The organism is Demequina capsici (genome assembly GCF_032102965.1).
In the GTDB taxonomy this organism is placed as follows: domain Bacteria; phylum Actinomycetota; class Actinomycetes; order Actinomycetales; family Demequinaceae; genus Demequina; species Demequina capsici.
The window spans coordinates 2,997,605-3,021,376 of sequence record NZ_CP134880.1; the positions used below are offsets into that span (position 1 = coordinate 2,997,605).

Below are 23,772 nucleotides of genomic sequence, written 5' to 3' on the forward strand. Positions count from 1 at the left end.
GAAGTACAGCGGATCACTGATCCACACGTTCCCAGCAGTGCTCAGCAACAGAGGAGATGGCTCATCATGACTACTACTTCCAAGGCGGTCCGCGGCCTCAGCGTCGTCGGTCTCGCGGCGGTGCTGGTCGGCACCCTCGCGGCGTGCAGCGACAGCTCGGCGGAGACCACGGACGAGGCGAGCAGCGGCGCGACCGCGTCGGCGACCTCCGCGGACCTGGGGCTCCTGGTCCCAGGCACCCTGACGGTCGGCATGAACCTCCAGTTCGAGCCGGAGATGTACCTGGACGCCGACGGCAACCCCGCCGGCTACGACGTCGAGCTGCTGCAGGCTCTCGCGGACGAGCTCGGGCTGACGCTGGACATCCAGAACCTCGACTTCAACGGGCTCATCCCGGGCCTCCAGTCGAAGATGTTCGACATGGTGTCGGTGGGTCTGACCAACACCCCCGAGCGTGATGAGGTCGTCGACTTCTCGCGGGAGTACGTGCCCTACACGACCGTCCTGGCGGTCGCGGAGGACGACGATCGCACCGCCTCGATCGACACCTACAACTCGGCCGACGTCACGATCACCGCCCTGCAGGGCTCGTCGGGTGAGCAGCTCGCGATGGACACGTTCCCGAACGCCACCATCACGGGCTTCGCCGACCAGAACGCCGCCCTGCTCGAGGTGGCCACCGGTCGTGCCGACGGCGGCGTGGTCGAGGGCTACATCCTCGGGCAGTACATCGCCGCGAACCCCGGTCAGCTGAAGGAGGCGGCGCTCAGCGAGCCGCTCTCGCTCGGTTACGGCTCGTGGGCGGTCCAGGACGGCAACTCGGGGCTCGTCTCGGCGCTCAACGACTTCATCTGCACCGCACAGGGCGACGGCACGATGGAGCAGATCTACCTTGACACGTTCGGTGGCACGAGCATGCCGGTGATGCCTGCCTGCTGATCTCACGCGTCCTCCACGACGAGGGCCCCGGGGCTGATGTCCCGGGGCCCTTCGCGTGCCCGCCGCATCGTGCGGCGGCTCAGGTGAGCGGCGTCGTGCTAGATGAACAGCGTCGTGCCGGACTCCTGGGCCTCGCCCAGGAAGGTCGCGACGCCGGCCAGCTCCACGCCCTCGATGAGGTCGGACTGCGCCATGCCCAGCAGGTCCATCGTCATCGTGCAGCCGAGCAGGCGGGCGCCGCCGTCCTGCGCGTTCGTGATGAGCTCAGGAAGCGACTGCACGTCGTGCTTCTTCATGACGTTCTTGATCATCGCGGTGCCGGCGCCTGCCATGTGCATCTGCGACAGGGTCAGCTTCTCGGCGCCCTGAGGCATCATCATCCCGAACATCTTGTCCATCATGGACTTGTCGCGCTTGGGCGGGTCCGTCCTGCGCAGCGCGTTGAGGCCCCAGAACGTGAAGAACAGCGAGACCTCCTGGCCCATGGCCAGAGCGCCGTTCGCGATGATGAACGCTGCGATCTGCTTGTCGAGGTCACCGGAGAAGACGACCATGGACAGCTTGTTGCCGCCGTTGCCGCCGCCCGCCGGGACGGGACCGACGCCGCCCTTGCGGAACGTGGCGACGAAGCCGGGTCCCTTGGGGTCCATCGACACGAGGGTGTGGCCGTTCTTGGATGCCCAGGCCGGTCCGTCGAGCGCGAAGCCGGGGTCGGACACGGTGACGCGGATCTCGTCGCCCGCGTTGGCCGCCTTCATCGCGCTGGAGAGGCGCATGATCGGGCCGGGGCAGGCGAGGCCCGTGCAGTCCAGGTCGGTGGTCTGGCCGGTGGCGGCGGCCACGGCCGACGCGACGGACACCTTCTCCGCGTAGTTCTCCATGGGCGGCTGCGCCTCGTAGCCCTCGGCGGGGTTGTCGTGCACGTGGCCGTACGTGGTCGATCCGCCCGACAGGGTCTTCACGTCGGTGAAGCCGTTCTGGACGAGGATGCGGTGAGCCAGGTAGGAGCGGAAGCCGACCGCGCAGTACAGGCGGATCGGCTGGTCCTTGTCCGTCCAGCCCTTGACGGCCTCACGGAAGTCGGCGAGCGGCACGTTCTCGGCGCCAGGCAGGTGGTGGATGCCGTACTCCTCCGGGGTGCGGACGTCCACCAGGCGGGTGCCGTCGGCCAGCGGCCACTCCTCGGCGTACCAGAGTGCGAAGTCGCCGCGGATGGTGTTCGCTGCTACGAAGCCGGCCATGTTCACGGGGTCCTTCGCGGAGCCGAACGGCGGGGCGTAGGCGAGCTCTTGGCTCTCGAGGTCGAAGACCGTGAGGCCGGCGCGGATAGCCATCGCGAACACGTCGATGCGCTTGTCCACACCGTCGAAGCCGCACACCTGCGCGCCGTAGATCGTGCCGTCCTTCGGGGAGAAGAGCAGCTTGATGTGCATCATCGCGGTGCCGGGGTAGTAGCCGGCGTGGCCGGACGGGTGCACGTGGATCACCCGGTACTCGATGCCCGCGGCGTCGAGCTGGCGCTTGGTGGCGCCGGTGCCGCCCGCGACCATGTCGAACACCTTGACGATCGAGGTGCCCTGCGTGGACTTGTACTCGGTGTCGCGACCGCAGATGTTCTCCGCGGCGACTCGTGCCTGGCGGTTCGCGGGGCCCGCGAGCGGTGCGAGGTACTCGCCGGGGAGAACCGGGTGTCCGGTCTCGACCGCGTCGCCTGCGGCGTAGATGTCAGGGTCGGACGTCTGCATGTGCGTGTCGACCTTGATGCCGCCGCGCTCGCCGAGCTCGATCCCTGCGGCCTTGACCAGCTCCACGGCCGGCTTCACTCCGGCGGCCAGGATCACCAGGTCGGCCTTCAGGACGGTGCCGGAGTTCAGCTCGACGCTGACGCGGTTGTCGCCGTCGCTGTCGGCGAGCGGCTGGAAGGCGGCCGCCGCGGTGGACAGGTGCACGTTGATGCCGCGCATGCGCAGGTGACGCTCGACGGGGGCGGCGATGTCCGCGTCGACCGGGGGAAGGATCTGCGGCGCGAGCTCGACCACGTCCACGCGGACCCCGCGGTGGTGGAGGTTCTCCGCCATCTCCAGGCCGATGTACCCGGCGCCGACGACGACGGCGGTGACCACCCCGCGCCTGCCTGCCTTCTGGGCGGCGAGCGCGGCGTCGAGCCGGGTCTTGATCTTGTCCATGTCGCCGATGCGGCGCAGGACCTCGACGGCGGGGTGGTCGATGCCGGGCAGCGGAGGGCGGACGGCCTCGGCGCCCATGCACAGCGCGAGCTTGTCGTAGGACTCGGTGTACTCGCGGCCGGTGTCGACCTCCTTCACGGAGACCGTCTTGGCCTTGCGGTCGATGGAGACCACCTCGGTGGCGATCCGCACGTCGATGTTGAGCGACTCGCGCAGGCTCTCGGGTGTCTGCAGCAGCAGCCTGGAGCGCTCGGAGATGACCTCGCCCACGTGGTACGGCAGGCCGCAGTTGGCGAAGGAGACGTGGTGGCCCCGTTCGAAGACGACGATCTCCGCCGTCTCGTCGAGCCGCCGCGCCCTGGCAGCGGTGGATGCTCCGGCGGCGACTCCGCCGACGACGACAAGCTTCATGATTCCCATACCTCCCGGGGTATTTGTCCTGCAAGAAGGCTAGGCCATGCCCCCACGGGCATGCCTGGGTCCTTGGTCACCGCACCTCCCCCGGGGTGGAGGCGTCGTGTCCAGCATGCCGCGCATGGGGGCGTGCCGCACGGTGAGCGGGGGTGGTCGACTGCACGGCTACGAGGTATTTCGTGAGGTACGTCGCGCGTCCGCGCGTTAGATTTGAGTAACTAAAAAGAAACCTGTACGCTGACATGCATGATGACCGACGCGCGATCTATGCTGGCTGACGCCGGTCTGCGCATCACGGCTCCGCGCGTCGCGGTCATCGATGTGCTCGCCGGCAACCCCCATGCCGCCGCGGACGCCGTCTTCGCGAAGGTCGCCGAGACCCTTCCGCGCACGTCGCTGCAGGCCGTCTACAACGTCCTCGGCGACCTCACCACGCGAGGCCTCGCGCGACGCATCGAACCTGCCGGCTCCCCCGCTCGCTACGAGCTCAGGGTCGGCGACAACCACCACCACGTCGTCTGCACCTCGTGCGGCAAGGTCGAGGACGTCGACTGCGTGGTCGGACATGCACCCTGCCTGGTCCCCGACCAGACTCACGATTTCGCGATCGTCGAGGCCGAGGTCACCTTCTGGGGCGTCTGCAAGGCATGCCGTCAGGCTGTCGAAGCCGACCCCCTCCCGTAGCACCGTCCCCGCCAACCATGAAGGAGGTCCGCCAGCCATGACGGACAAGTTCACCACGACCAACTCCGGCGCGCCGGTCGCGTCGGACCAGCACTCGCAGACCGTCGGGAACAACGGCGTCACCGCGCTCACCGACCACTACCTGGTCGAGAAGCTCGCACAGTTCAACCGTGAGCGCGTCCCCGAGCGCGTGGTCCACGCCAAGGGCGGCGGCGCGTTCGGCACGTTCACCACGACGAACCCCGAGATCGCCAGGTACACCCGCGCCGCGCTGTTCCAGCAGGGCGTCCAGACCGAGATGCTCGCGCGCTTCTCGACGGTCGCGGGCGAGTCCGGGTCACCCGACACGTGGCGCGACCCGCGCGGCTTCGCGCTGAAGTTCTACACCACCGAGGGCAACTACGACCTGGTCGGCAACAACACCCCGGTCTTCTTCATCCGCGACGGCATCAAGTTCCCCGACTTCATCCGCTCCCAGAAGCGCCTTCCCGGTACGCACCTGCGCGACAACGACATGCAGTGGGACTTCTGGTCGCTGCAGCCGGAGTCGGCACACCAGGTGACCTGGCTCATGGGCGAGCGCGGCCTGCCGAACTCGTGGCGCGAGATGAACGGCTACGGCTCGCACACCTACCAGTGGATCAACGCCGCCGGCGAGCGGTTCTGGGTGAAGTACCACTTCATCTCCCAGCAGGGCGTCCACGGCCTCACTAACGACAAGGCCGCCGAGCTCGCCGGTTCCGACGCCGACGTCCACATCCGTGACCTCTACACGCACATCGAGGACGGCGACTTCCCGCGCTGGACCCTCAAGGTCCAGGTGATGCCGTACGAGGACGCGAAGACCTACCGCTTCAACCCGTTCGACCTCACCAAGGTGTGGCCGCACGCGGACTACCCGCTCATCGAGGTGGGGATCATGGAGCTCAACCGCAACCCGGAGAACTACTTCGCGCAGATCGAGCAGGCCACGTTCGCGCCGAGCAACTTCGTGCCCGGAATCGGCGCCTCCCCTGACAAGATGCTGATGGCCCGCATCTTCAGCTACGCGGACGCGCACCGCTACCGCGTGGGCACCAACCACGCCGACCTTCCGGTCAACCAGCCCAAGAACGCCGACGCGCACGGCCACTCCTACGCGAAGGACGGGTCCATGCGCTACTCCTTCGCCTCGGCCGACACCCCGGTCTACGCGCCCAACTCGAAGGGCGGCGCGCATGCCGACCCCGAGCGTGCAGGCGATGCGGGCAACTGGGAGTCGGACGGCACGCTGGTGCGGTCCGCCGCGACCCTGCACCCCGAGGACGACGACTTCGGTCAGGCGGGCACGCTGTACCGCGAGGTCTTCACGGAGGCGCAGAAGGCGGCCTTCCTCGAGACGATCACCGGACACGTGGGCGGCGTGAAGAGCGGCGACATCCGTGAGCGCGCGATCCAGTACTGGACCAGCGTGGACGGCGACCTCGGCGCTGCGCTGCGCGCCAACATCGCGCCGATCCCGGCGTAGCGACCGACTCAAGGGCGGGTGCCTGGCGAGAGCCACGCGCCCGCCCTTCGTCGTGCCCGGGTCCCTGCGCTGACGGTGCGAACCAATCTGAATCCCGACACCCCGGCCGGAGGCTTCATCCGGGCCTCACGTCGGGGTGTCGCCGCTGAGATTGGTTCAAAGTGTCGGGACGATGCGGCGGTGGGGACGATGCGGCGGTGGGGACGATGCGGCGGTGGGGACGATGCGGCGGTGGGGACGACGCTGCGGTCGCCCGGGGTGTGGGGCGCGGCACCTTCGTGGGTGGTCTCCGAGCGTGTCGGGTAGCCTGGGCTGCGGCCACGGCGGGCCTCCCCTTCCTCGCACACGCGGCCGCGTGTGCCCGCTCCTGCCCGGCCGACGCCGTCCTCGTCCCCTTGGAGTCCCCCATGAGCCCGTCCACGCCGCGCACCGCCACGCCCACGGGAGTCCCCGAGGCGACCTCTGGAGGAGGCTCTCCATGGGACCCCCGCTCATGGCAGCGGCCGGCATGGCTGAGCCCCCGGGTGGCGCGCGTGGAGCTGCTGTCCGGACTGGTGGTCGCGCTGGCGCTGATCCCCGAGGCGATCTCGTTCTCGATCATCGCGGGAGTCGACCCCAGGGTCGGCCTCTTCGCCTCCTTCACGATGGCGATCGCGATCGCGGTCCTGGGCGGACGACCCGCCATGATCTCGGCCGCGACCGCGTCCGTGGCGCTCGTCGTCGCCCCTCTTGCCCGCGACCACGGCCTCGACTACCTGGTCGCCGCCGTGATCCTCGGCGGGATCTTCCAGGTGGTGCTCGCGGTGCTCGGTGTTGCGCGGCTCATGCGGTTCATCCCGCGCTCCGTGATGCTCGGGTTCGTCAACGCGCTCGCCATCCTCATCTTCACCGCGCAGCTGCCGCACCTCACGTCCGTGCCGTGGATCGTCTACCCGCTCGTCGGCCTCGCGCTGGCGATCATCACGTTCCTTCCCCGCCTCACGACGGTCGTCCCCGCGCCGCTGGTCGCGATCGTGGTGCTCACCCTGCTGACCGTGGGCGCGGGCATCGCGGTGCCCACCGTCGGCGACGAGGGTGCGCTGCCCGACGGACTGCCGTCCCTGCTCCTCCCGAACGTGCCGTTCAGCATCGAGACGCTGCGGATCATCGCGCCGTACGCGCTCGGAGTGGCGCTCGTCGGCCTGCTCGAGTCGCTGCTCACGGCCAAGCTCGTGGACGACGTGACGGACACCCACTCCGACAAGACCCGCGAGGCGTGGGGACAGGGTGCCGCGAACATCATCACGGGTCTGTTCGGAGGCATGGGTGGCTGCGCCATGATCGGGCAGACCATGATCAACGTGAAGGTGGGGCGGGCGCGCACCCGTCTGTCCACGTTCGCCGCCGGGGTCTTCCTCCTGATCCTGATCCTGGCGCTCGGCGACCTGGTGGCCCTCATCCCCATGGCGGCGCTCGTCGCGGTCATGATCTTCGTGGCGTGGGCCACGTTCGACTGGCACTCGATCCGCCCGTCCACCCTCAGGCGCATGCCTCGCTCCGAGACCGCGGTGATGCTCGTGACCGTCGCGATCGTCGTCGTGACCCACAACCTCGCCTACGGCGTCGTCGCCGGCGTGGTGCTCGCGTCGGTCCTGTTCGCCAGGCGAGTGGCGCACGTCGCGGAGGTGACCGGCGGGGACGTCGTCGACGGCGTGCGCACCTACACCGTCACCGGAGAGCTGTTCTTCGCGTCGTCCAACGACCTCTACAGCCAGTTCGACTACGCGGGCGACCCCCGCGCCGTGGTGATCGACATGACCGACAGCCACGTGTGGGACGCCTCCACCGTGGCCGCGCTCGACTCGATCGAGCACAAGTACGCCATGCACGGGAAGTCGGTGGACATCGTGGGCCTCAACGCTGCCTCCCAACGGTTCCACGGCAGGATCTCCGGTCACCTGGGCGCAGGGACCTGACGCGACGGCCACGAACCGGCCCCGCCGGCGTCCGTCACCGCGTGAACCGGGCATGGCAACCCTGCGGAGCCCCTGCGCGTTGGACCCTCAGGGGTTGGCCTGCGGTGGAGGGATGCGTGCCGCCCTTGCGCCCCTCAAGTAACCTTGTGCGAGGGGTCGGACATTCTGCCGTCCCAGGAGGAGATTTCATGAACGCGGACGACCGCGCCACGCAGGCCCCGACCGGCAACACCTTCACGCCGCAGCCGGCGACGGGGGCCACGCCAGCAGTCGCTCCCACCTCGGGTGCCACGCCCCAGCGCACCTCGCTCCGTTCTGGTCAGATCCCCACGCGTCCCGTCACCGGCGAGACCCCGGTGGCCCCGGCACGCACCTCCGCTCCCGTCTTCGCACCCACCACCGGCGCGAACCCCACCGTGACTCCCACCAGCCCCTTCGCACCCACCACCGGAGCGAACCCCACCGTCGGCGCCGCGCCGGTGACCGGCGCCACCCGGACCGTGCCGGCCGCCGCCCCCGCTGAGGAGCCCGGGAAGGTCGAGTCCGCGTTCGGCAAGATCAAGGCCGCCGCGGTGCGCACCAAGGACGACATGATGTCGGCAGACCCGATCGCCGCGTCGAACAAGAAGGGCGGGCCCCGCAAGGTGCGCGTCCTCGTGTCCCGCATCGATCCGTGGTCCGCGTTGAAGATCGGGTTCCTGCTGTCGATCGCGGCCGGCATCATGCTGGTCGTCGCGGTGTTCGTGCTGTGGACCGTCCTCAACCAGATGGGCGTATGGACGCTGGTCAACGACTGGATCCTCAAGCTGTTCCCCGAGGACACCAAGCTGGACCTGATGTCGTTCTTCGACAAGAACAAGATCATGGCGGCCACCACGCTCATCGCGGTCGTCAACGTCGTGCTCCTCACCGCGCTGTCCACGATCTCGGCGTTCCTGTACAACGTCATCTCGTCCGTCGTCGGAGGGTTCTACGTGACCCTCACCGACGACTGACGTACGTCGTACAGCCGCCGCGGGTCGGGGCGTGAGGCCGGTTTGGAAACGCCGCCCGGCATGCGGTATGGTTTATCGCCGCGGCCAAGCCGCGGTGAACGGGCCCATAGCTCAGGCGGTTAGAGCGCTTCGCTGATAACGAAGAGGTCGGAGGTTCAAGTCCTCCTGGGCCCACGGAAGGCGACCGGAAGGTCGCGACGGATGAAGGACGATGCGGTGATCCGCTCCCTACCGGCCATCCGGATCCCGTGAGAAACTGGGATCACATCCACCAGGGGCCTTGGCGCAATTGGTAGCGCACCTGCTTTGCAAGCAGGGGGTTAGGGGTTCGAGTCCCCTAGGCTCCACTTATTGCCTGGTAGATAGGCAAATGGCTGATCACCCGGAGACGGACTGCACGTTCTCTACACGAACTGCCGACACGCACATGCGTTGCTAGGACCATGTGTTCAACGACGCTGTCGCGACGCAACGCCGAGTTTGCGGACCAGATGAGTCGTCTCGGAAGCGGTTTGCCATGTCCAAGCGCGGCGGTTCAACTCGGCTACTCGTCCTCGCCGACATTCCCAAGGCCAAGTCGGATGCGCAGGTCTTGTGCCGCAGCGTTGCTGAAGTCAACCGGGTATAGCCAAGCGGTCTGGAATTCGTCGACGGTGGTTGCCTTGGCAACGCCCGCGTAGAACGCGATGTCGTCAGCGGTGTCAGTCACAATCGTGTCGACGTACGGCTGCAGATCATCTGGCCATTCCGCTGTGAGCATCGCGTCGACGAAGGCTCGATTCGCGTCTTCCCACGTCGCCGAGATCTCGGTAAGTGTTTCCCAATCGCTAGCGTCTACCGCGGCGTCCCATGCGTCCTTCTTTGCGAGGATCGCCTCATTGACTGGTCGAACGATGTCGAGGTACTGCTGGCCCGCTTCTTCCAAGGTGATCTCAACTTCGACTGCCGCAGGGGCAGGACTGGCGCTGGCAGTGGCGACCTCATCAACGGCTACCAACTCGTGCGCGGCCGCAGTCGGACTACCGCTAGGTGAATCGGTGGCGGTCGGTGCGCTGCAGGCTCCCAGTAGTAGCGCGCCCCCAGCGAGCACAACGAGTTGCTTGTTCATATCTCCCCCAGAAACGTGCTGACACCCCAGTCGCTTCGCATTATTGCGAATATCGGGCCGTTTAGCGCGCCGAACTGCCACTGCGCCGTGAGTTATTCAGGTCGCGACACCGAGGTCGGACACACAGGCCAGTTGACGACGTGCGCAAGAATGTCGTTCGGGGGTGCCGGGGATGGAATTGAACCGCGAGTCATCCGTTGGGCTTGGACGTCAGGGCTTGTTGTTCATTCCAGCGATGTCGACAGATGAAGCACTGGCGCGCATCTACAGCCTGACGGGAGTTGCCAAGGCTGGGCGTGGGGAGAAGCGAGCGATTGTGGCGTTGCGGGACGCCCTTGGTCTCGATCTTGATCTCGAGCGTACGAACTCGTACTCGGCTCGGGTAATCGCCGAAGCGCTCGACGTCCGCTGGCACGGCGAGCGCTACGAGATCCGCAACAAGGTCACGCTCGCCGGTCTCAATGCGCTGTTGGAGGGCGCGACAGAAGCGTTCGCCGCTGGTCGTGCGACGAGGGTGCAAGGCTACCGACCGGAGGCCCTCGGAGACCTGAAATGGAGCGAGTTCAGGCCGGCGCGGTCGAAGATTGAGGCGGTGAATCGCATCTCCAGCCTCACCGGATCTGGGCCCGAGTGGCTAGGGCCAGGTTCGAAGGAGCACAAGAGGGTTCTGACGAACCTTGCCCGCCACCTCGCTCCAAACCTGAGTCCGGAGTTGTCCAAGACAAAGCTCGCCGAGGAACTCGCGCGAGAGTTCGGAGCGCCCTGGACGGACGCGTGCGTCTCGACTGGCTACACGATCTCGTTGGTGGGCCTCAACACTGTCCTGGCAGGCGCAGAACTCCGTCTCGGACGGTTCCAGACAACGGCGGGGTTTGGTGGACCAGCTCAGGAAGGTGCAGCGCTGGTGGCGGCGCTCGTCGACGGACTTCCGACTGGCGTGTGGGATGGCAGGACGAGTGTGCGTTGGCTTGAGCGGAATGGAACTGGTCAGCAGAACCAGACGGAGTGGCCGGGCTTCTACTTCGAGGCGCGCGGCCGGCAGATTCTCAATGCGGCGTTCACGCCCCAGTTGAAGGGACCGCGAGTCCAGTACGGGCACACGGTGTTCGACTATGCACTCGAACACGTGTGGGACCTGAAGGCTCACGCGGCGGAGAGGACTACGGAGACCAGTGCCGTCGAGCGCGGCCTAGAGGCGATGCTCAATGACCAGCGTGCTATTGAAGCCTGTGTCGAGGAGCAGGGGCTTGGATTCCTAGTCCTGAACGGGCGGGCAGTCATCGATACCGACGGGTCCTTCGCCGCTTGGCATCGTGACTTCAAGGCGAGACAAGGAATCCGCTCCGCGTCCTCAAACACAGGTCGGTCACGCAAACGCAAGGCGGCCTTTCAGCCACTGAGCGTCGATGCATTCTGGATCCCGAACCGTGCAGCGCTCGACGCCGCGATAGCGGGTGGCGTCGTGAAGGGCGCGGCGATCGGTCGCCAAGCGCCTAAGGCAGGCGAGAAATCTGGTGCCACCCGTAAGCCGAAGTACAACCTGGTGTTTCCTGCGACCGAACTGCTCGTGGCGAGCCTGTCGTGGGCCCGCTAGGAAGGTGTGTGGATCCGGTGTCGAGTGGACGCTTCGGGGCTCGGGGCCTCCTGGTCTCGCGGGCATGTGTGCACACGTCGGAGAGCCTGCTTTGAGCGTGTCGTACCGCGACGGTAAGCTTCAGGCATGTCCTCCGAAGATGCTTCCGCCCGAGAGTCGCAGACCTTCGGTTTTGCTGACCTCTTCGCGGGCATTGGTGGCTTCGCGGCAGTTCTGAAGGCGATGGGTGGCGAGCATGCCTACGCCGTCGAGATTGACCGTGCGGCATCTCAGATTTACTCCCTCAACTGGCAGCACGAAGCTCTCGGAGACGTCACGAAGGACGCTAACGACGAGGTCATGCTTGTGCCCGACCACGCGGTCGTCGCAGGCGGATTTCCTTGTCAGCCGTTCTCCAAATCTGGCGCTCAGCGAGGAATGGACGAAGTCCGCGGCACGCTGTTCTTCCACATCGAGAAGATCCTTCGAGCGCGCAAGCCGACCCTCGTAGTGCTGGAGAACGTCCGCAACCTCGTGGGCCCGCGGCATCGCCACGAGTGGGAGGTCATCATCGACCATCTGCGTGATGCCGGCTATCAGGTGTCCTCTGCGCCGGCGATCTTCTCCCCGCACAAAATCGCTCCGGAGTTCGGCGGTTCGCCGCAGGTGCGGGAGCGAGTCTTCATTACCGCGACTCTAGTCCCAGAGGGCCATGTGATGGACCCAGAGCCCGCGCCGGTCTTCTTGCCCGATCACGTGCAGATGCACCGTGAGTGGGACCTCCTCAAGGATCTCCCGGTCGACCACGCCTCTGACGTGCCGGGCACCGAGATTTCAGCCGATGAGCGTGCCTGGATCGATCACTGGGAGGTGATGGTTCAGATCATGAAGGCCTGGCGGAAGTCGCAGTCGGAGCGGACAGGAGAGCCGCTGCGCCGCGTGCCTGGGTTCCCCATCTGGACCGATGCCTGGGTATCGCCGCGAGAGCACGAGCGTCAGCTCGATGGTGCCCCAGCGTGGAAGGCGGACTTCCTCCGCAAGAACTTCGATCTCTACTCGGCGCTACGCGAGTTCATGGACCCGAGGGACCTCTCGGCATGGCTCAAGTCTGTTCGATTGTTCCCTGAGTCTCGACGCAAGCTCGAGTGGCAGGCGCAGGACGCTGCTTCCATATGGGATTGCGTCATCTCCTTCCGTCCGAGCGGTCTGCGTGTGAAGCGGCCGACACACCTGCCGGCGCTTGTCGCGATAACGCAGACGCCCGTCATCGGGCCGCTAGGTCGCAAGCTCTCTGCGCGTGAGGCCGCAAGACTTCAGGGCCTCCCCGACGGCTTCTCGTTCGGCAACCAGCGCGATGCGCTGACCTTCAAGCAGATGGGCAACGGCGTCAACGTAGGCGTGGTGTGGAACGTCCTCAAGGCGCACGTTGAGCGTGACAAGGATCTCCTTCTGGCCACTGAGGAAGGGCAGCAGTTGTATGCCGCGATCAGCGGAGCTCCCACGGATCCGCGTCCGACGCTGGCGCAGATGTTCCAAGGGGAGTCTGTGAGCGTCACCGCATAGCTTCGTCGCGCTGTCGCTGAGTCGACTTGGATTCGAGTTCTTCTCTTGTTCAGAGCACTGACCTCCGGTGGGCTGTGCCGAGATGCTTGCGGAGAACGTTGGAGGCCAGTGTGTGTGCGTGTCAGTCGGCGCTGATAGTTGTATGGGGAACCTTTTGGGGGGGTGTCCCGTGGATGTGACTAACGAGGCAGACCGTCAAGTTACTGCGCCGATTCGCTGGTTCCTCACGATGGTCGAGCCGCTCACGTCGGCCACGACTCACATGCGCCGTGAGAACGATATGGTGCGGTGGGTCAAGAAGAACCCCACGGTCGCCGCGGCGTGGTTCTCCGGCGTGCTGTGGCAGATCATGGCCACGCTTCCTGAAGACGACCCGTGGCGGAGGATTTCCGTGCGGGCGCGTGGGGACCACGGTGAAGTGATCGAGAGGCTCGACCCGCCCGACTCAATGATGGGTGCGTGGCTCGATGGCGTCGCGTTCGGGATTGCGGCGGATGGTATGGACGTGGTTCCGCGCACCGTCTCGGACGACACGTTGGACGTGGGGCTGGTGGCGCTGGCAGAGAACCTCCCGCGCTTGGCTGCGCAGGCTCTCGGGCTCGCGCCTGATGACTTCCGAGACGTCATGGCGGTGTTTATGGCGTCACGATCCTTCTTGGCTCCGGAGCTGTACGGCCGGGAACTGTTCGACATGGGTGCGGCTGCCTTGCGGTGGGCGATCTGGCGTCGCCGTATCTATGTCGGCCGGGCGGACCGGCTTCCCCTGATCGTTGCCGTCGCTTGGCTGCGGCGTGCGGAACTGGTGGCGACTGGACAGGCCATGTCGGTCGAGGAGTGCCGATTCGAGATTCACATGGACCGCGCCGTGACGGGGTCGTGGGGTGAGCTCCGAGCGTTGGTGAGCGATCCGCCGCTCTTCGTGCCTGGTTCAGCCTGAAGGGCGGGCTTCCCTTGGCGTCCGATCATGGCGGGGCTAGATAGCTTCGACGAGGCGGGTGAGGCTTCCCGCTGTTCCATGGGCGATTCACGCTTCACGCCAGTGAACTGTCACCGCGACGCCTTCGTCCCTGGTACATGGGGCAAGACGCTGGCTTGATTCAGAACTTCATGTTGCCCGCAAGGGGGGTCTTGCTTGTTGGGGATCTGGGGATCTGGGGATCTGGGGATCTGGGGATCTGGGGATTTGGGGGGAGCTGGAGAGATGCCGAGCTTGTCTGATGAGTGTTGTGCATAGATGAATTATGAAGTCTTGGTTCTTCTTCTCTTCTCTAGAGGCTCGAGAAACAGCATTGTTCCTGCTATCAGACCCATTGGGTCAATCCTTGTCCTAATTCACTTGCACTTCACATGACTTCACTAGAGACGAAGTGCCTGGTAATTCGCCCGCAAAGTGCCCGGTGTCGACCTCACGCGGGAACTCGAGGGGCGGGGTGTCAGCCACCTGATCTCAAGAAACGTGTGGCTTGACCAACTTCCAACCGCATATGCAAGTACATGACGAACTCACAGTCGGCGACAGGCCCCCAGACGCCCCTCATCTCCAGGCACCAGAAGGTGCTCGAGGACTCCGCCATCTCCATCGAAGCCGCCCAGGCGTGGGGGATCCGCTCCATCGTCGACGACGCAGACCTGCCCGACGGCCTCAAGACCAGCCCCCTCGCACGCTCCGGCGTCCCCGGCATGCTGTTCCCGCTGCGCACCCTCGACGGCCGCGTCCTGTGGCAGCTACGCGCCGACAACCCGCCCAAGGACGACCAGAACAACGAGCACAAGTACATCCAGCAGGCCAAGGTCGGATCCATCATCAACATCCCCGAGATGATGGAACGCTGCGTCGGCCAAGCCCGCACCGTCCTCATCGTCGAAGGCACGAAGCAGACCATCGCCGTATGCCAGTACGTCGACGAGGACACCCTCGTCATCGGCGTGCAAGGCTGCGCGAACTGGTCCGCCAGCGGCATCATCCACGCGGACCTCATGGACGCCGTCAAGGGCGCCCAACGCGTCGACGTGCTGTTCGATGCGGACGTCGCGAAGAACACCTCCGTGTTCGACGCCGCCACGAACCTCAAGCGTCAGCTCTCCGTCATGGCCGGCATCGACAACGTCAAGTTCATCCGCCTGTCCGAGATCGGCGGGTTCTCCGCCAAAGCCGGCATCGACGACGTCCTCGGCTCCCTCCCCTCAGCGCAGCGCGCCGAGCTCCTCGCCACCCTGCGGTCCAAGGCGACCGACGGCATCGGGCGGCGCCCCGCGGAGAAGAAGCCGACCAAGAAGGTCTCCAACTCGCTCGACCCGGAAGCGCCCGAGATCGAGATCCGCATGCACGAGGGCCGCACCGTCGAGGTCACCACCCTCGGCTCCGGCGACACCGTCACCGACCAGAGGTACGCGCTCGCCGCGCTCATCACCCGCGAGGAGAACGTCGAGACCGAGTACAACGGCTCGTTCGACCACCAGTACACGACGTACACCGTGGAGATCGCCGTCGAAGATGAGCAGGGACGGGTGCGCTCCAAGGAGATCACCGTCAACTCGAAGAAGTTCGACTCACCGAACGACTGGATCGACATGGCCGGCTCCCTCACCACGAGCGTGCCCCGCTTCGTGAAGCCGTCCGAAGGTGCCGAGTTCGCCAACCTCATCCGCGCCGCATCCTCCGGCCGCGTCATCACCCGACGCATCGAACGGCTCGGCTGGGTGTTCGACACCGACGACCCCGAGCACCCGCAGTGGCGGTGGCTGCACCCCTCAGGCTCCATCGGCGTGACCGACGTGAACGACGGGCTCACCGGCGCGCCCCAGTACAAGGGGTTCGACTCCGTGAAGCTGCCCAACCCGCACACCACAGGCAAGAGCGCGTGCATCAACGCGATCCGCCAGTTCCTCGGCGTGCGTGACCTCCTCAAGCCCGGCTACGAAGTCGCATGGGAAGCCGCGATCGGCGCGTTCGGCCTGTCGTTCCTGCCCGTGCCCCCACAGGTCGCCCTCGCCTACTTCGGGAGGAAGTCCTCCGGCAAGTCCACGCTCGCTCAGGCGCTCGCCGCGACCCTCACCCCCGAATGGGGGCCCAAGGGCACTGCGATGATGACGTTCAACGCGACGCAGGCCGCGATGGACCGCGTCTCGGCAGGCGTCACCGACTGCTTCATGCACGTCGACGACCTGAAGCCGGAGAAGGACGCCCGCCGGCGCGCGACCGTCCTCGAGATGGTCGACGACCTGCTGCGTCGCGCCCACAACTCCGGCGGCCGTGTCCGCGCCGGGTTCGACCATGCGACCGGCAATGTGTACGTCAACGAGAAGGACACGTCGACGCCGATGGTCATCATCACCGGTGAGGAGATCCCCACAGGCGGCGACTTTGCGGAGTCCGCCCTGGACCGCATGTTCATCGTCAACACCCCCGAGGGCGGAATGATGGCGCCAGAGCCCAAGGACGACGGAAAGTTCGACACCGGCCAGGCGTCCCTCAACTCGCTGTACGCTCGCCTCGGCGAGTTCCCTCTCGTCACGTCCGCCTACGTGGCGTGGCTAGCGAACCTCATCATGCAAGCCAGCGCCGGCCCCGACGCCGCCGCCGGCGGGGAGACGCAGTCTGCTCGTGCGACGTTCGCGATCGAGGTGGAGAACTGGTCGTCGGAGATCGCGGAGATGATCCACGAGCAGCTGCGCAAGGTCGCTGGTGTAAACGCCACGCACCGCGCCGTGCTCGGTGCCGCCCGTCTCGTCGCCGGAGCGTCGTACTTCCTGCGGTTCGCGCAGGAGACGGGTGCGATCACTCCGGATGAGTCGACCCGCCTCGCAGACGCGATCTTCGAGCACATCGTCGCCCAGCTGATCCGCAACACGAACGAGGTCATGGACAACAACCAGACCGCCGGCGAGAGCATCCTCGACGAGTTGCGCTCACACGTGTCATCGGGTTTGGCGGTAATCGATAACCGCGAATTGTCCGGTCGGCAGGTCCGCATCGGACAGCGGGGCACCTTCAACGGCGTTGAGGTTCTCCACATCGGCCTTCAGGCGACCCAACGGCTTCTTAGCTACCCGACAGGATGGAAGGGCGTTCAGAGAGCCCTCGAGGAGTACGCCCAGGAGGGATCCGGCACCCGCCCGGCCAAGATGCACCAGGCTCGCATCGGAGGCACGCGTGTGAGGGCGTTGTCAATCCCCCTGGACCTCTGGAACGAAGATGTGGATCCATGTGACGCTGAGCGCGAGGTTTCGATGTGACACGGTTCAAGGACTGGTTTGGTGCGTTCGTGTCAGCCGGTGTCGAGGCAGCAGCCCGGGTGGACTTCGGCGAGTACGCAGGGCTGGCGTTGATGGTCGACGAGGCGACCGCCACCGTCGGCTACCCGTGGCCCGGTGGGCTCGTCCTCACCGACCTTGACGACGAACGCGCGAAGCGCACCATCATCGCGAACCACGGTGTCGGCATCACCATCCCAGGCATCGGCTGGATTTCCCTCGTGTCACCCGCCGGCGGCCTCCTCCTCGACGACGACCTCCCGCTCGAGCCGGAACCGCCCCTATACGCGCCATGGGTGCGGATGGCCGGCTACACCGACGGGTACCTGATGGCAGTCGCCATGCTCGACGCTGACGACCGGGTCGTGTACGCGCTCGGTGCCGGACGTTCCGCGTTCCATGCGCCGCTGCTCGCCGCTGCCGCGCTGCGCTCCGTCGAGGAGGTCGAGGACTTGCCGCATCGGGCCCACGACCTGTTCAAGAGCCCGCCCACGAAGTGGTCGCACGGCTGGTCCATCAACCGGGATCTCCTAGTCCCATAGAAGCGACATGAAGGCACCAGGCCTCGAGTGGTCGGCCAGGCGGGTGTCAGTCACGGCCGCGAAGATGGCTCTCATGACTACCGCTGCGGTTGCGACCAGGATCGGTTTTTTCGCGACGTGCACGGCCAGGGCTCGTGGCTGCTGCCAGCGTTCGACACCTTCGGGCGGGCTGGTGTCAGCGATGATCACGCACGACGCGCTCTATCCGGTCGAGGGCATCCACCCCAGGCCGGCCGTATCACGAGCTCGACTGACTGAAGCGATGGTCGCGTCGGACCCGGGTGACGTGACTGGAAGGTGTGACAGTTGAGTGCGGCTGTGGTCTCGACCAGGCGCCCGTCGCGGGGTCCGAGGCCGTGCGGGCGCGCACGGCCTGGCGTGACAGCGCCGACCGCGCGTCCATGTCTGGCGAGTAGTGCGGTACGTGCGCCAGGATGGCCGTGTGAACGTGGAGAAGACGCGCGGGGCGTCCGCGGCGCGCGACGCAACCGCCGAGGCGGGCAAAGCACGGGTTCAGACCGTGGGCACGTTGTCGAGCTCAGTTGTGAAGAGGCTGCGCCGTAGCCGCGGGGATAAGCCGCTGGACACCGAGTCGTGATGAGTCTGCTCGACGACAGTTCGTTCCGACCGGCAGGTGAGATTGACGCCATCGTTCCAAACGAGTTCGGCGTATACGCCATCCGACTCCGAAGAGGCGCCGGGTTCCCGGAGCCGTTTCAGTCCCTTCTCGCCGCTCGCGTCACTCGCCTGCTCTATATCGGGCAAGCAGAGAAGCAAACGCTCCCGAAGCGCTTGCTCGGGAACGAACTCCGAGCCCGTGGCAACGGAACCTTCCTACGCAGCATCGGCGCGGTCCTTGGCTATCGGCCCGTCTTCGGCGCGATGGCCGGCAGAGCCCGAGTTCAGAACTATCGCTTCGCACCCGCCGACCGTGCGGCCATTGTTGCGTGGATGAACGTGAACCTCGAGGTGAGCTGGTCAGTCCTGTCGCAGCCCACAGTGCATGAGACAGAGGTCGCGCTGATCCGCGAGCACACGCCACTGCTGAATCTCCAGGACAATCCTCGCGCGCTCCCGGAACTCGAGGCGCTTCGCTTGGAGTGCCGAGCCATCGCCGCTGGCGTATCCGGTTCGTAGCCGTTGCGGTGGCGGCTGGGTGGTGAGCCCGCCGGCGGCCAACAGCGCCACGCTAAAGTATGTGATAAATGCATGAGAGCATTCATATATGAGAAGTGACGTTCCGGCGGTCGCACCATTTCTGCGCTCCGACAGTCAGTCCCGCATCCTCGCCGAGGTCCTGCTGCGCGAAGGTGAGCACACCGTCGGGGAGGTTGCTGCTAGGTCTGGTGTATCGCAGCCGACCGTGAGTCGCGAGGTTGACCGGCTTGCGGTCGCCGGGATTCTCAACTCTCGGAAGATCGGCTCCGCACGGATCGTCGCCGCGAACCCCGACTATCCGTTCTTGGCGCCGCTGATGCAGATCATCGCCGGAACGTACGGACCCGCAGCGCTATTGCATGACGCGTACGTCGACCTGCGTGGCCTTGAGCAGCTGCTCATCTTCGGTTCGTGGGCCGCTCGCATCGTCGGGCAGCCGGGGCCGTTCCCCAACGACGTAGATGTGCTCGTCGTGGGTGACGTCTCGAATCTCGAAGCGCACGGCATCGCCAGCGACCTGGAACGCAGGATCGGGCGCCCCGTGAACGCGACGATCATGACCGTCGAACGGTGGGACGGCGACGACGGTTTCGTGAAATACCTCAAGGCGAGCCCGCTCATCGAGGTGATCTCACGCGACGCCGCAGCCGGACGCGTGAACCGGCCCTACCCGCCGCGGGACGCCCGTGCGCTCGACGACCGCTGGCTCGAGAACTTGATCGACGACAACCGCGGCGGCCGCTAGGCCCAGCGGTGCGAATCCTCCCACCCCCGGCGTGGGCTGGGTACGCTCGAAGTGGCGACACGAGACGGAGGCCGGATGACCGACACAGACGACACCGATCAGCGTCGGACCATCCGGCTCACGATCGAACTGCCAGACGGTGCGACCAATCTGATCGAAGACGGAGACGCCGTCCACTCGCAGTTGTCGGACGATGAAGTGGCCGAACTCCGTGCGAACCCGGTCAAGCATGCGGCCTTGCAGACCGCGCTCGCCGAAGCCGACGCCGGCGACGTTTCATCAGCAGATGAGGTGCGCGCCGCGCTTGAGGCTCGCAGTACTTCTGAGAGGCACTAGTTCTCCTAGGCGGTGAGCCGTTCGACCTGACGGAAGTTGCCCGCCTGGATCGGGAGTCGCATCGGACCCTCTTGGCGGCCGTCGACCACGCGTCCGGGCAGCATGGTGGCGGCCTTGAGCGGGATCCCGCCGCGGAGTTCGAGGCGCTGCGCGCACGGGCGCGTTGATCCGGTCCCGCTCCCGGGTTCGAGTCTGGGGATGGAGGACGGCACGCGGGTGCTGTGCAGCGTCGAACAGCACCCGCCGTCATTCCAGGCTTTCCAGTTATCCTTGAACAACACCTTCCTTATTCAAGGCTATGCGCGTATCCTTGAATAACGCGAGAGGATGGTCAAGGATATGGAGCAGCCGCGACAGCCCGCAGGACGCCCTGACGGCGGCCAGTACGGCGCGTTGCCGCCACGACCGGAAGCGGACCTTGACTTCAGAGCCGCGGCGCCCGCTGCATGGCCCGCGCTCACGTTCGAGGACGTCGACTGGCGCCTCTCCCCCGAACTCGAGGGAGTCGTCCCCGCATACCAGGTCGCACGTCTCGAGGCGCGCCCGTACCAGTCGGCGGTCCCCGCCCGGATCGCAGACCTGGACCCGCTCGTCGCCCTGCCGGCCACGTCGATCGAAGCAGTGTCCGCGGCCGCCGTCGAGATCAGCGCGTTCGACCGGGAAGCCTCCGCCCTGCCAGTGCCGATGCCCACCGTCCTGCTGCGCACCGAGTCCGCGTCGAGCTCCCAGATCGAGCACCTGACGGCGAACTCCCGCAACCTGGCCGTCGCCGCGCTCGGGGAGACAGCCGGGCAGAACGCCGAGCTCGTAGCGGACAACGCTTCCGCGATGACCCGCGCGCTCGACAGCGACGGGCCAGTCACCCGCGACCAGATCCTCGAGATCCACCGCGTCCTGATGGAACGGTCCGACCCTGACATCGCCGGCCAGTTCCGACGCGAGCCCGTGTGGATCGGCAGCCCGAACCTGTCGCCGCACGGCGCCGACTTCATCGCGCCCCGCTGGGAACGCATCGACGTGTGCGTCGACGACCTCGCGGCGTTCGCCGCCCGGACGGACGTCAACGGGCTCGTGCAGGCTGCGATCGTCCACGCGCAGTTTGAGACGATCCACCCGTTCGCGGACGGCAACGGCCGTACTGGACGCGCGATCGTGCACACCCTGCTGCGCGACGCCGGCTACACCCAGCATGCGACGGTGCCGATCTCGTCCGGGCTGCTCGGCGACGTCGACGGCTACTTCCGTGCCCTGTCGGCGTACCGCGACGGGGATCCCGCTCCGATCGTCGACACGTTCGCAGCCTCGACGCTGCGCGCCGTCGCCAATGGACGCACCCTCGCCGCGCAGACCAGTTCCATCCACGAGCAGTGGAAGGCGCGCATCAAGGCGCGCTCCGACTCCGGTGCGTGGCGTCTCGCCGACCACCTGTTCGCGCAGCCCGTCGTGAACTCCACCCACGTCGCAAGGTTCCTCGGCTCGTCCCCGCAGGGCGCGTTCAACGCGATCAACACGCTCGTCGAGGCGGGCGTCCTCACCCAGTCCAGCCGTGATCGCCGCAACCAGCTGTGGCAGGCGAAGGACGTGCTCGACGTGATGGACGAGTTCGCGGCCCGCGCGCAAAGACGCGTCCGCTGAACCACCCCCTTCCCCCCTGTCACACGCCGCCGGTAGCGTCGGCTCATGGCACGTGCGCTGCACTCTCGTGAGGAGCTCGCCCGCTTCTTCATCAACACCGTCGAAGCGCACACATGACGATGTCGAGAATCACCACGACGACGATGATTAGCACCATGAATATGTGTGTTACTGATCTTCACATGCACAACCGCACTCGTTATACTCATAAACATGGCAATTAAAACGTCAACGACGGTAGAGCTTGAGGAGGCCCTCGGCAAGCAGATTCGACGTGCCCGGCTCCGCCTCGACATCGACCAGGCCACCCTCGCGGACCGTGCCAGCATCTCCGTCGGCGCGCTCCGCAACCTCGAAGCCGGCAAGGGCGCCCGCCTCACCACGCTTGTGCGCGTGCTGCGCTCTCTCGACCTCGAGGACTGGCTGCTCACCCTCGAACCTGAGCCCGAGATCGGGCCGCTCGACCGACTCCGCGGCATCGACCAAGTCGTCGAGCCGAAGCGCGCATCGAAGAAGAAGGCCCGCACCGTCACGTCCGACAAGAGCGCGAAGCCTGTGACGTACCGCCTCACGCCGAACAGCCACCCCTCGGACAAGGTCCGCGGCTGATGGCCGACTACACGCACGTCGACCTCCTCGGCATCCACGCGTGGGGCCGACGGGTCGGAGTCCTCACCGCATCCGAGCGCGCCCGCGGCGCCTACGTGTTCCAGTACGACCCCGACTGGCTCACCACCAGCATCGAACTCGCCCCCCTGCTCATGGCGCGGGGCGCCGGCACCGGGCGCGGACGCGACACGTTCCTGTTCCCCACGGACCAGTACAACGACATCACGTTCAAGGGCCTGCCGCCGATGCTCGCCGACTCGCTGCCCGACGCGTTCGGCAACACCCTCATCGACGCGGCGCTGCGCGAGGGAGGGATCGACGGTGAGGCGACCGCGCTGGATCGGCTTGCGTACATGGGCAGCCGGACGATGGGCGCGCTCACGTTCGAGCCCGCCGGCGATCCTCCCGCCGATCCGGCGACCGCGATCGACCTGCGCGAGCTCGTCGAGACAGCACGCGCCACCGTCAGCGGAGACCTCTCCACGGAGGACGGCACGTCGGCGGCGTTGAAGCACCTGCTTCAGGTCGGCACGTCCGCGGGCGGCGCCCGCCCCAAGGCTGTCGTCGCTTTCAACCCTGACACGGTCGAGCTGCGGGCCGGGAATATCGACTTGGATGTGCCTGGCTTCCAGCAGTGGCTCCTCAAGTTCGACGGGGTCGGGAAGCGGACGTCGACGTCGACCGGCCAGCGGCTCGGCGATCCACGCGGCTACACGCGCATCGAGCAGGCGTACTACCTCATGGCCCGCGCGGCGGGCTTGAACGTGCCAGAGACCGCGCTGCTCGAGGAAGGCGGTCGCGCGCACTTCATGATCCGCCGTTTCGACCGGACCGACACGGACGAGCGTCTCCACCAGCAGTCGCTGTGTGGTCTCACCGGCTTGGACTTCAACCTGCAGCCCGACGAGGCGGGCCGCGGCAACCGCTACGAGGACTACTTCGCGACGCTGACCAGGATGGGCGTCGACAGCGACGCGGACCGTCGTGAAGCGTTCCGGCGTCTCGTGTTCAACGTGCTCGCATCGAACAACGACGACCACACGAAGAACTTCGCGTTCCTCATGGACTCGACTGGCGCATGGTCGCTCGCCCCCGCCTACGACCTCACCTACTCGTACAGCCCTGAAAGCCTGTGGGTGTCGTCGCATCTGATGTCTGTCGGTGGCAAGCGCGCCGGGATCACGCGACGCGACCTGATGGACTTCGCGGACCGGCAGGATGTGCCGGGCGCCGCGTCGATCATCGACCAGGTCGAGGACGCGGTCGCGCACTGGGACGTGCAGGCCGCAGAGGCGGGAGTCTCGGCGGCGAACGTTGCGATGGTGGGCGACCGGCTCGACGCCGTGACCGCCGAGGCCCGCGCATGAGCGACGGTGACGGGGCGGTCATGGCGGCCGCACGCACGTACCTCTCCCGGTAACGGCACCGAGCCAGGCTCGATTGGCGGTCGAGTTTGTTACGTTCCCTTTCGCGGCGGTGCAACGTAACAAACTCTGCTTCCCCAACGATGAGGAGATTCGGCGACTCGACCCCGAACGGGCCGCGGCGCTCCAGCGGGAGCACTGGACG

Annotated in this window: 19 protein-coding genes, 2 tRNA genes and 1 pseudogene; 19 read left to right on the forward strand and 3 right to left on the reverse strand. The window is 66.4% G+C overall.

Annotated features, from left to right (window positions below):
- Window positions 1–66: 66 nt before the first annotated feature.
- Entirely contained in the window at window positions 67–939 is an 873-nt protein-coding gene (locus RN607_RS14215) for a substrate-binding periplasmic protein (RefSeq protein WP_313543312.1), read from the forward strand.
- Window positions 940–1,037: 98 nt separating this feature from the next.
- Here RN607_RS14215 and RN607_RS14220 read toward each other — a convergent pair whose 3' ends face one another.
- Window positions 1,038–3,536, reverse strand: a complete 2,499-nt coding sequence (locus RN607_RS14220; RefSeq protein ID WP_313543314.1) for an FAD-dependent oxidoreductase — start codon at window positions 3,534–3,536, stop codon at window positions 1,038–1,040.
- Between the two features lie 249 nt (window positions 3,537–3,785).
- Here RN607_RS14220 and RN607_RS14225 point away from each other — a divergent pair, with 249 nt between their 5' ends.
- From RN607_RS14225 to RN607_RS14250, 6 genes are all read left to right on the forward strand, one after another.
- Window positions 3,786–4,223 (forward strand): Fur family transcriptional regulator, encoded by a 438-nt coding sequence (locus RN607_RS14225; RefSeq protein WP_376784196.1) that lies wholly within the window; start codon window positions 3,786–3,788, stop codon window positions 4,221–4,223.
- Between the two features lie 37 nt (window positions 4,224–4,260).
- A complete protein-coding gene (locus RN607_RS14230; RefSeq protein WP_313543316.1) occupies window positions 4,261–5,730 on the forward strand; it encodes a catalase in 1,470 nt (489 codons plus the stop codon).
- A gap of 407 nt (window positions 5,731–6,137) precedes the next feature.
- Complete coding sequence (locus RN607_RS14235; RefSeq protein WP_313543319.1) at window positions 6,138–7,685, forward strand: SulP family inorganic anion transporter; 1,548 nt, start codon at window positions 6,138–6,140, stop codon at window positions 7,683–7,685.
- 188 nt (window positions 7,686–7,873) lie between these two features.
- Window positions 7,874–8,680, forward strand: coding sequence for a DUF3566 domain-containing protein (locus tag RN607_RS14240; protein WP_313543321.1), 807 nt, complete (start codon window positions 7,874–7,876; stop codon window positions 8,678–8,680).
- Window positions 8,681–8,780: 100 nt separating this feature from the next.
- Window positions 8,781–8,854: transfer RNA gene (locus RN607_RS14245), tRNA-Ile, on the forward strand.
- Window positions 8,855–8,954: 100 nt separating this feature from the next.
- Window positions 8,955–9,027 (forward strand) — tRNA-Ala (locus tag RN607_RS14250).
- Window positions 9,028–9,224: 197 nt separating this feature from the next.
- On the opposite strand, the gene RN607_RS14255 is transcribed toward RN607_RS14250, so the two are convergent.
- Window positions 9,225–9,788: a hypothetical protein gene (locus RN607_RS14255; RefSeq protein WP_313543323.1), complete on the reverse strand. Its 564-nt coding sequence runs from the start codon at window positions 9,786–9,788 to the stop codon at window positions 9,225–9,227.
- Window positions 9,789–9,960: 172 nt separating this feature from the next.
- Here RN607_RS14255 and RN607_RS14260 point away from each other — a divergent pair, with 172 nt between their 5' ends.
- From RN607_RS14260 to RN607_RS14295, 9 genes and pseudogenes are all read left to right on the forward strand, one after another.
- On the forward strand, window positions 9,961–11,382 hold the full coding sequence (locus RN607_RS14260; RefSeq protein ID WP_313543325.1) for a hypothetical protein: 1,422 nt from the start codon (window positions 9,961–9,963) through the stop codon (window positions 11,380–11,382).
- A gap of 126 nt (window positions 11,383–11,508) precedes the next feature.
- Window positions 11,509–12,924, forward strand: a complete 1,416-nt coding sequence (dcm, locus tag RN607_RS14265) for a DNA (cytosine-5-)-methyltransferase (protein ID WP_313543327.1) — start codon at window positions 11,509–11,511, stop codon at window positions 12,922–12,924.
- 229 nt (window positions 12,925–13,153) lie between these two features.
- Window positions 13,154–13,861: a hypothetical protein gene (locus RN607_RS14270; RefSeq protein WP_313543328.1), complete on the forward strand. Its 708-nt coding sequence runs from the start codon at window positions 13,154–13,156 to the stop codon at window positions 13,859–13,861.
- 557 nt (window positions 13,862–14,418) lie between these two features.
- The gene (locus tag RN607_RS14275) at window positions 14,419–17,160 is read left to right on the forward strand and encodes a DUF3854 domain-containing protein (RefSeq protein ID WP_313543329.1); all 2,742 of its coding nucleotides are present in this window, start codon (window positions 14,419–14,421) and stop codon (window positions 17,158–17,160) included.
- The gene (locus RN607_RS14280; RefSeq protein WP_313543332.1) at window positions 17,157–17,720 is read left to right on the forward strand and encodes a hypothetical protein; all 564 of its coding nucleotides are present in this window, start codon (window positions 17,157–17,159) and stop codon (window positions 17,718–17,720) included. The genes RN607_RS14275 and RN607_RS14280 overlap by 4 nt, the downstream gene beginning before the upstream one ends.
- A 597-nt stretch (window positions 17,721–18,317) precedes the next feature.
- Window positions 18,318–18,857, forward strand: a complete 540-nt coding sequence (locus RN607_RS14285) for a GIY-YIG nuclease family protein (protein WP_313543334.1) — start codon at window positions 18,318–18,320, stop codon at window positions 18,855–18,857.
- A gap of 88 nt (window positions 18,858–18,945) precedes the next feature.
- Window positions 18,946–19,077, forward strand: a pseudogene (locus RN607_RS14690) (hypothetical protein); the annotation flags it as partial.
- A gap of 6 nt (window positions 19,078–19,083) precedes the next feature.
- The gene (locus tag RN607_RS14290; protein WP_313543336.1) at window positions 19,084–19,623 is read left to right on the forward strand and encodes a hypothetical protein; all 540 of its coding nucleotides are present in this window, start codon (window positions 19,084–19,086) and stop codon (window positions 19,621–19,623) included.
- A gap of 75 nt (window positions 19,624–19,698) precedes the next feature.
- Entirely contained in the window at window positions 19,699–19,959 is a 261-nt protein-coding gene (locus RN607_RS14295) for a hypothetical protein (protein ID WP_313543338.1), read from the forward strand.
- A gap of 5 nt (window positions 19,960–19,964) precedes the next feature.
- On the opposite strand, the gene RN607_RS14300 is transcribed toward RN607_RS14295, so the two are convergent.
- The gene (locus tag RN607_RS14300) at window positions 19,965–20,240 is read right to left on the reverse strand and encodes a hypothetical protein (protein WP_313543340.1); all 276 of its coding nucleotides are present in this window, start codon (window positions 20,238–20,240) and stop codon (window positions 19,965–19,967) included.
- A gap of 58 nt (window positions 20,241–20,298) precedes the next feature.
- On the opposite strand from RN607_RS14300, the gene RN607_RS14305 reads away from it, so the two are divergent.
- The 3 genes from RN607_RS14305 to RN607_RS14315 all read left to right on the forward strand — a co-directional run bounded on the left by RN607_RS14305 (window position 20,299) and on the right by RN607_RS14315 (window position 23,570).
- Window positions 20,299–21,594: a Fic family protein gene (locus tag RN607_RS14305; RefSeq protein WP_313543342.1), complete on the forward strand. Its 1,296-nt coding sequence runs from the start codon at window positions 20,299–20,301 to the stop codon at window positions 21,592–21,594.
- A 213-nt stretch (window positions 21,595–21,807) separates the two neighbouring features.
- Window positions 21,808–22,203, forward strand: coding sequence for a helix-turn-helix domain-containing protein (locus RN607_RS14310; protein WP_313543344.1), 396 nt, complete (start codon window positions 21,808–21,810; stop codon window positions 22,201–22,203).
- Window positions 22,203–23,570 (forward strand): type II toxin-antitoxin system HipA family toxin, encoded by a 1,368-nt coding sequence (locus RN607_RS14315; RefSeq protein WP_313543346.1) that lies wholly within the window; start codon window positions 22,203–22,205, stop codon window positions 23,568–23,570. Before RN607_RS14310 ends, RN607_RS14315 begins: the two co-directional genes overlap by 1 nt.
- Window positions 23,571–23,772 lie beyond the last annotated feature (202 nt).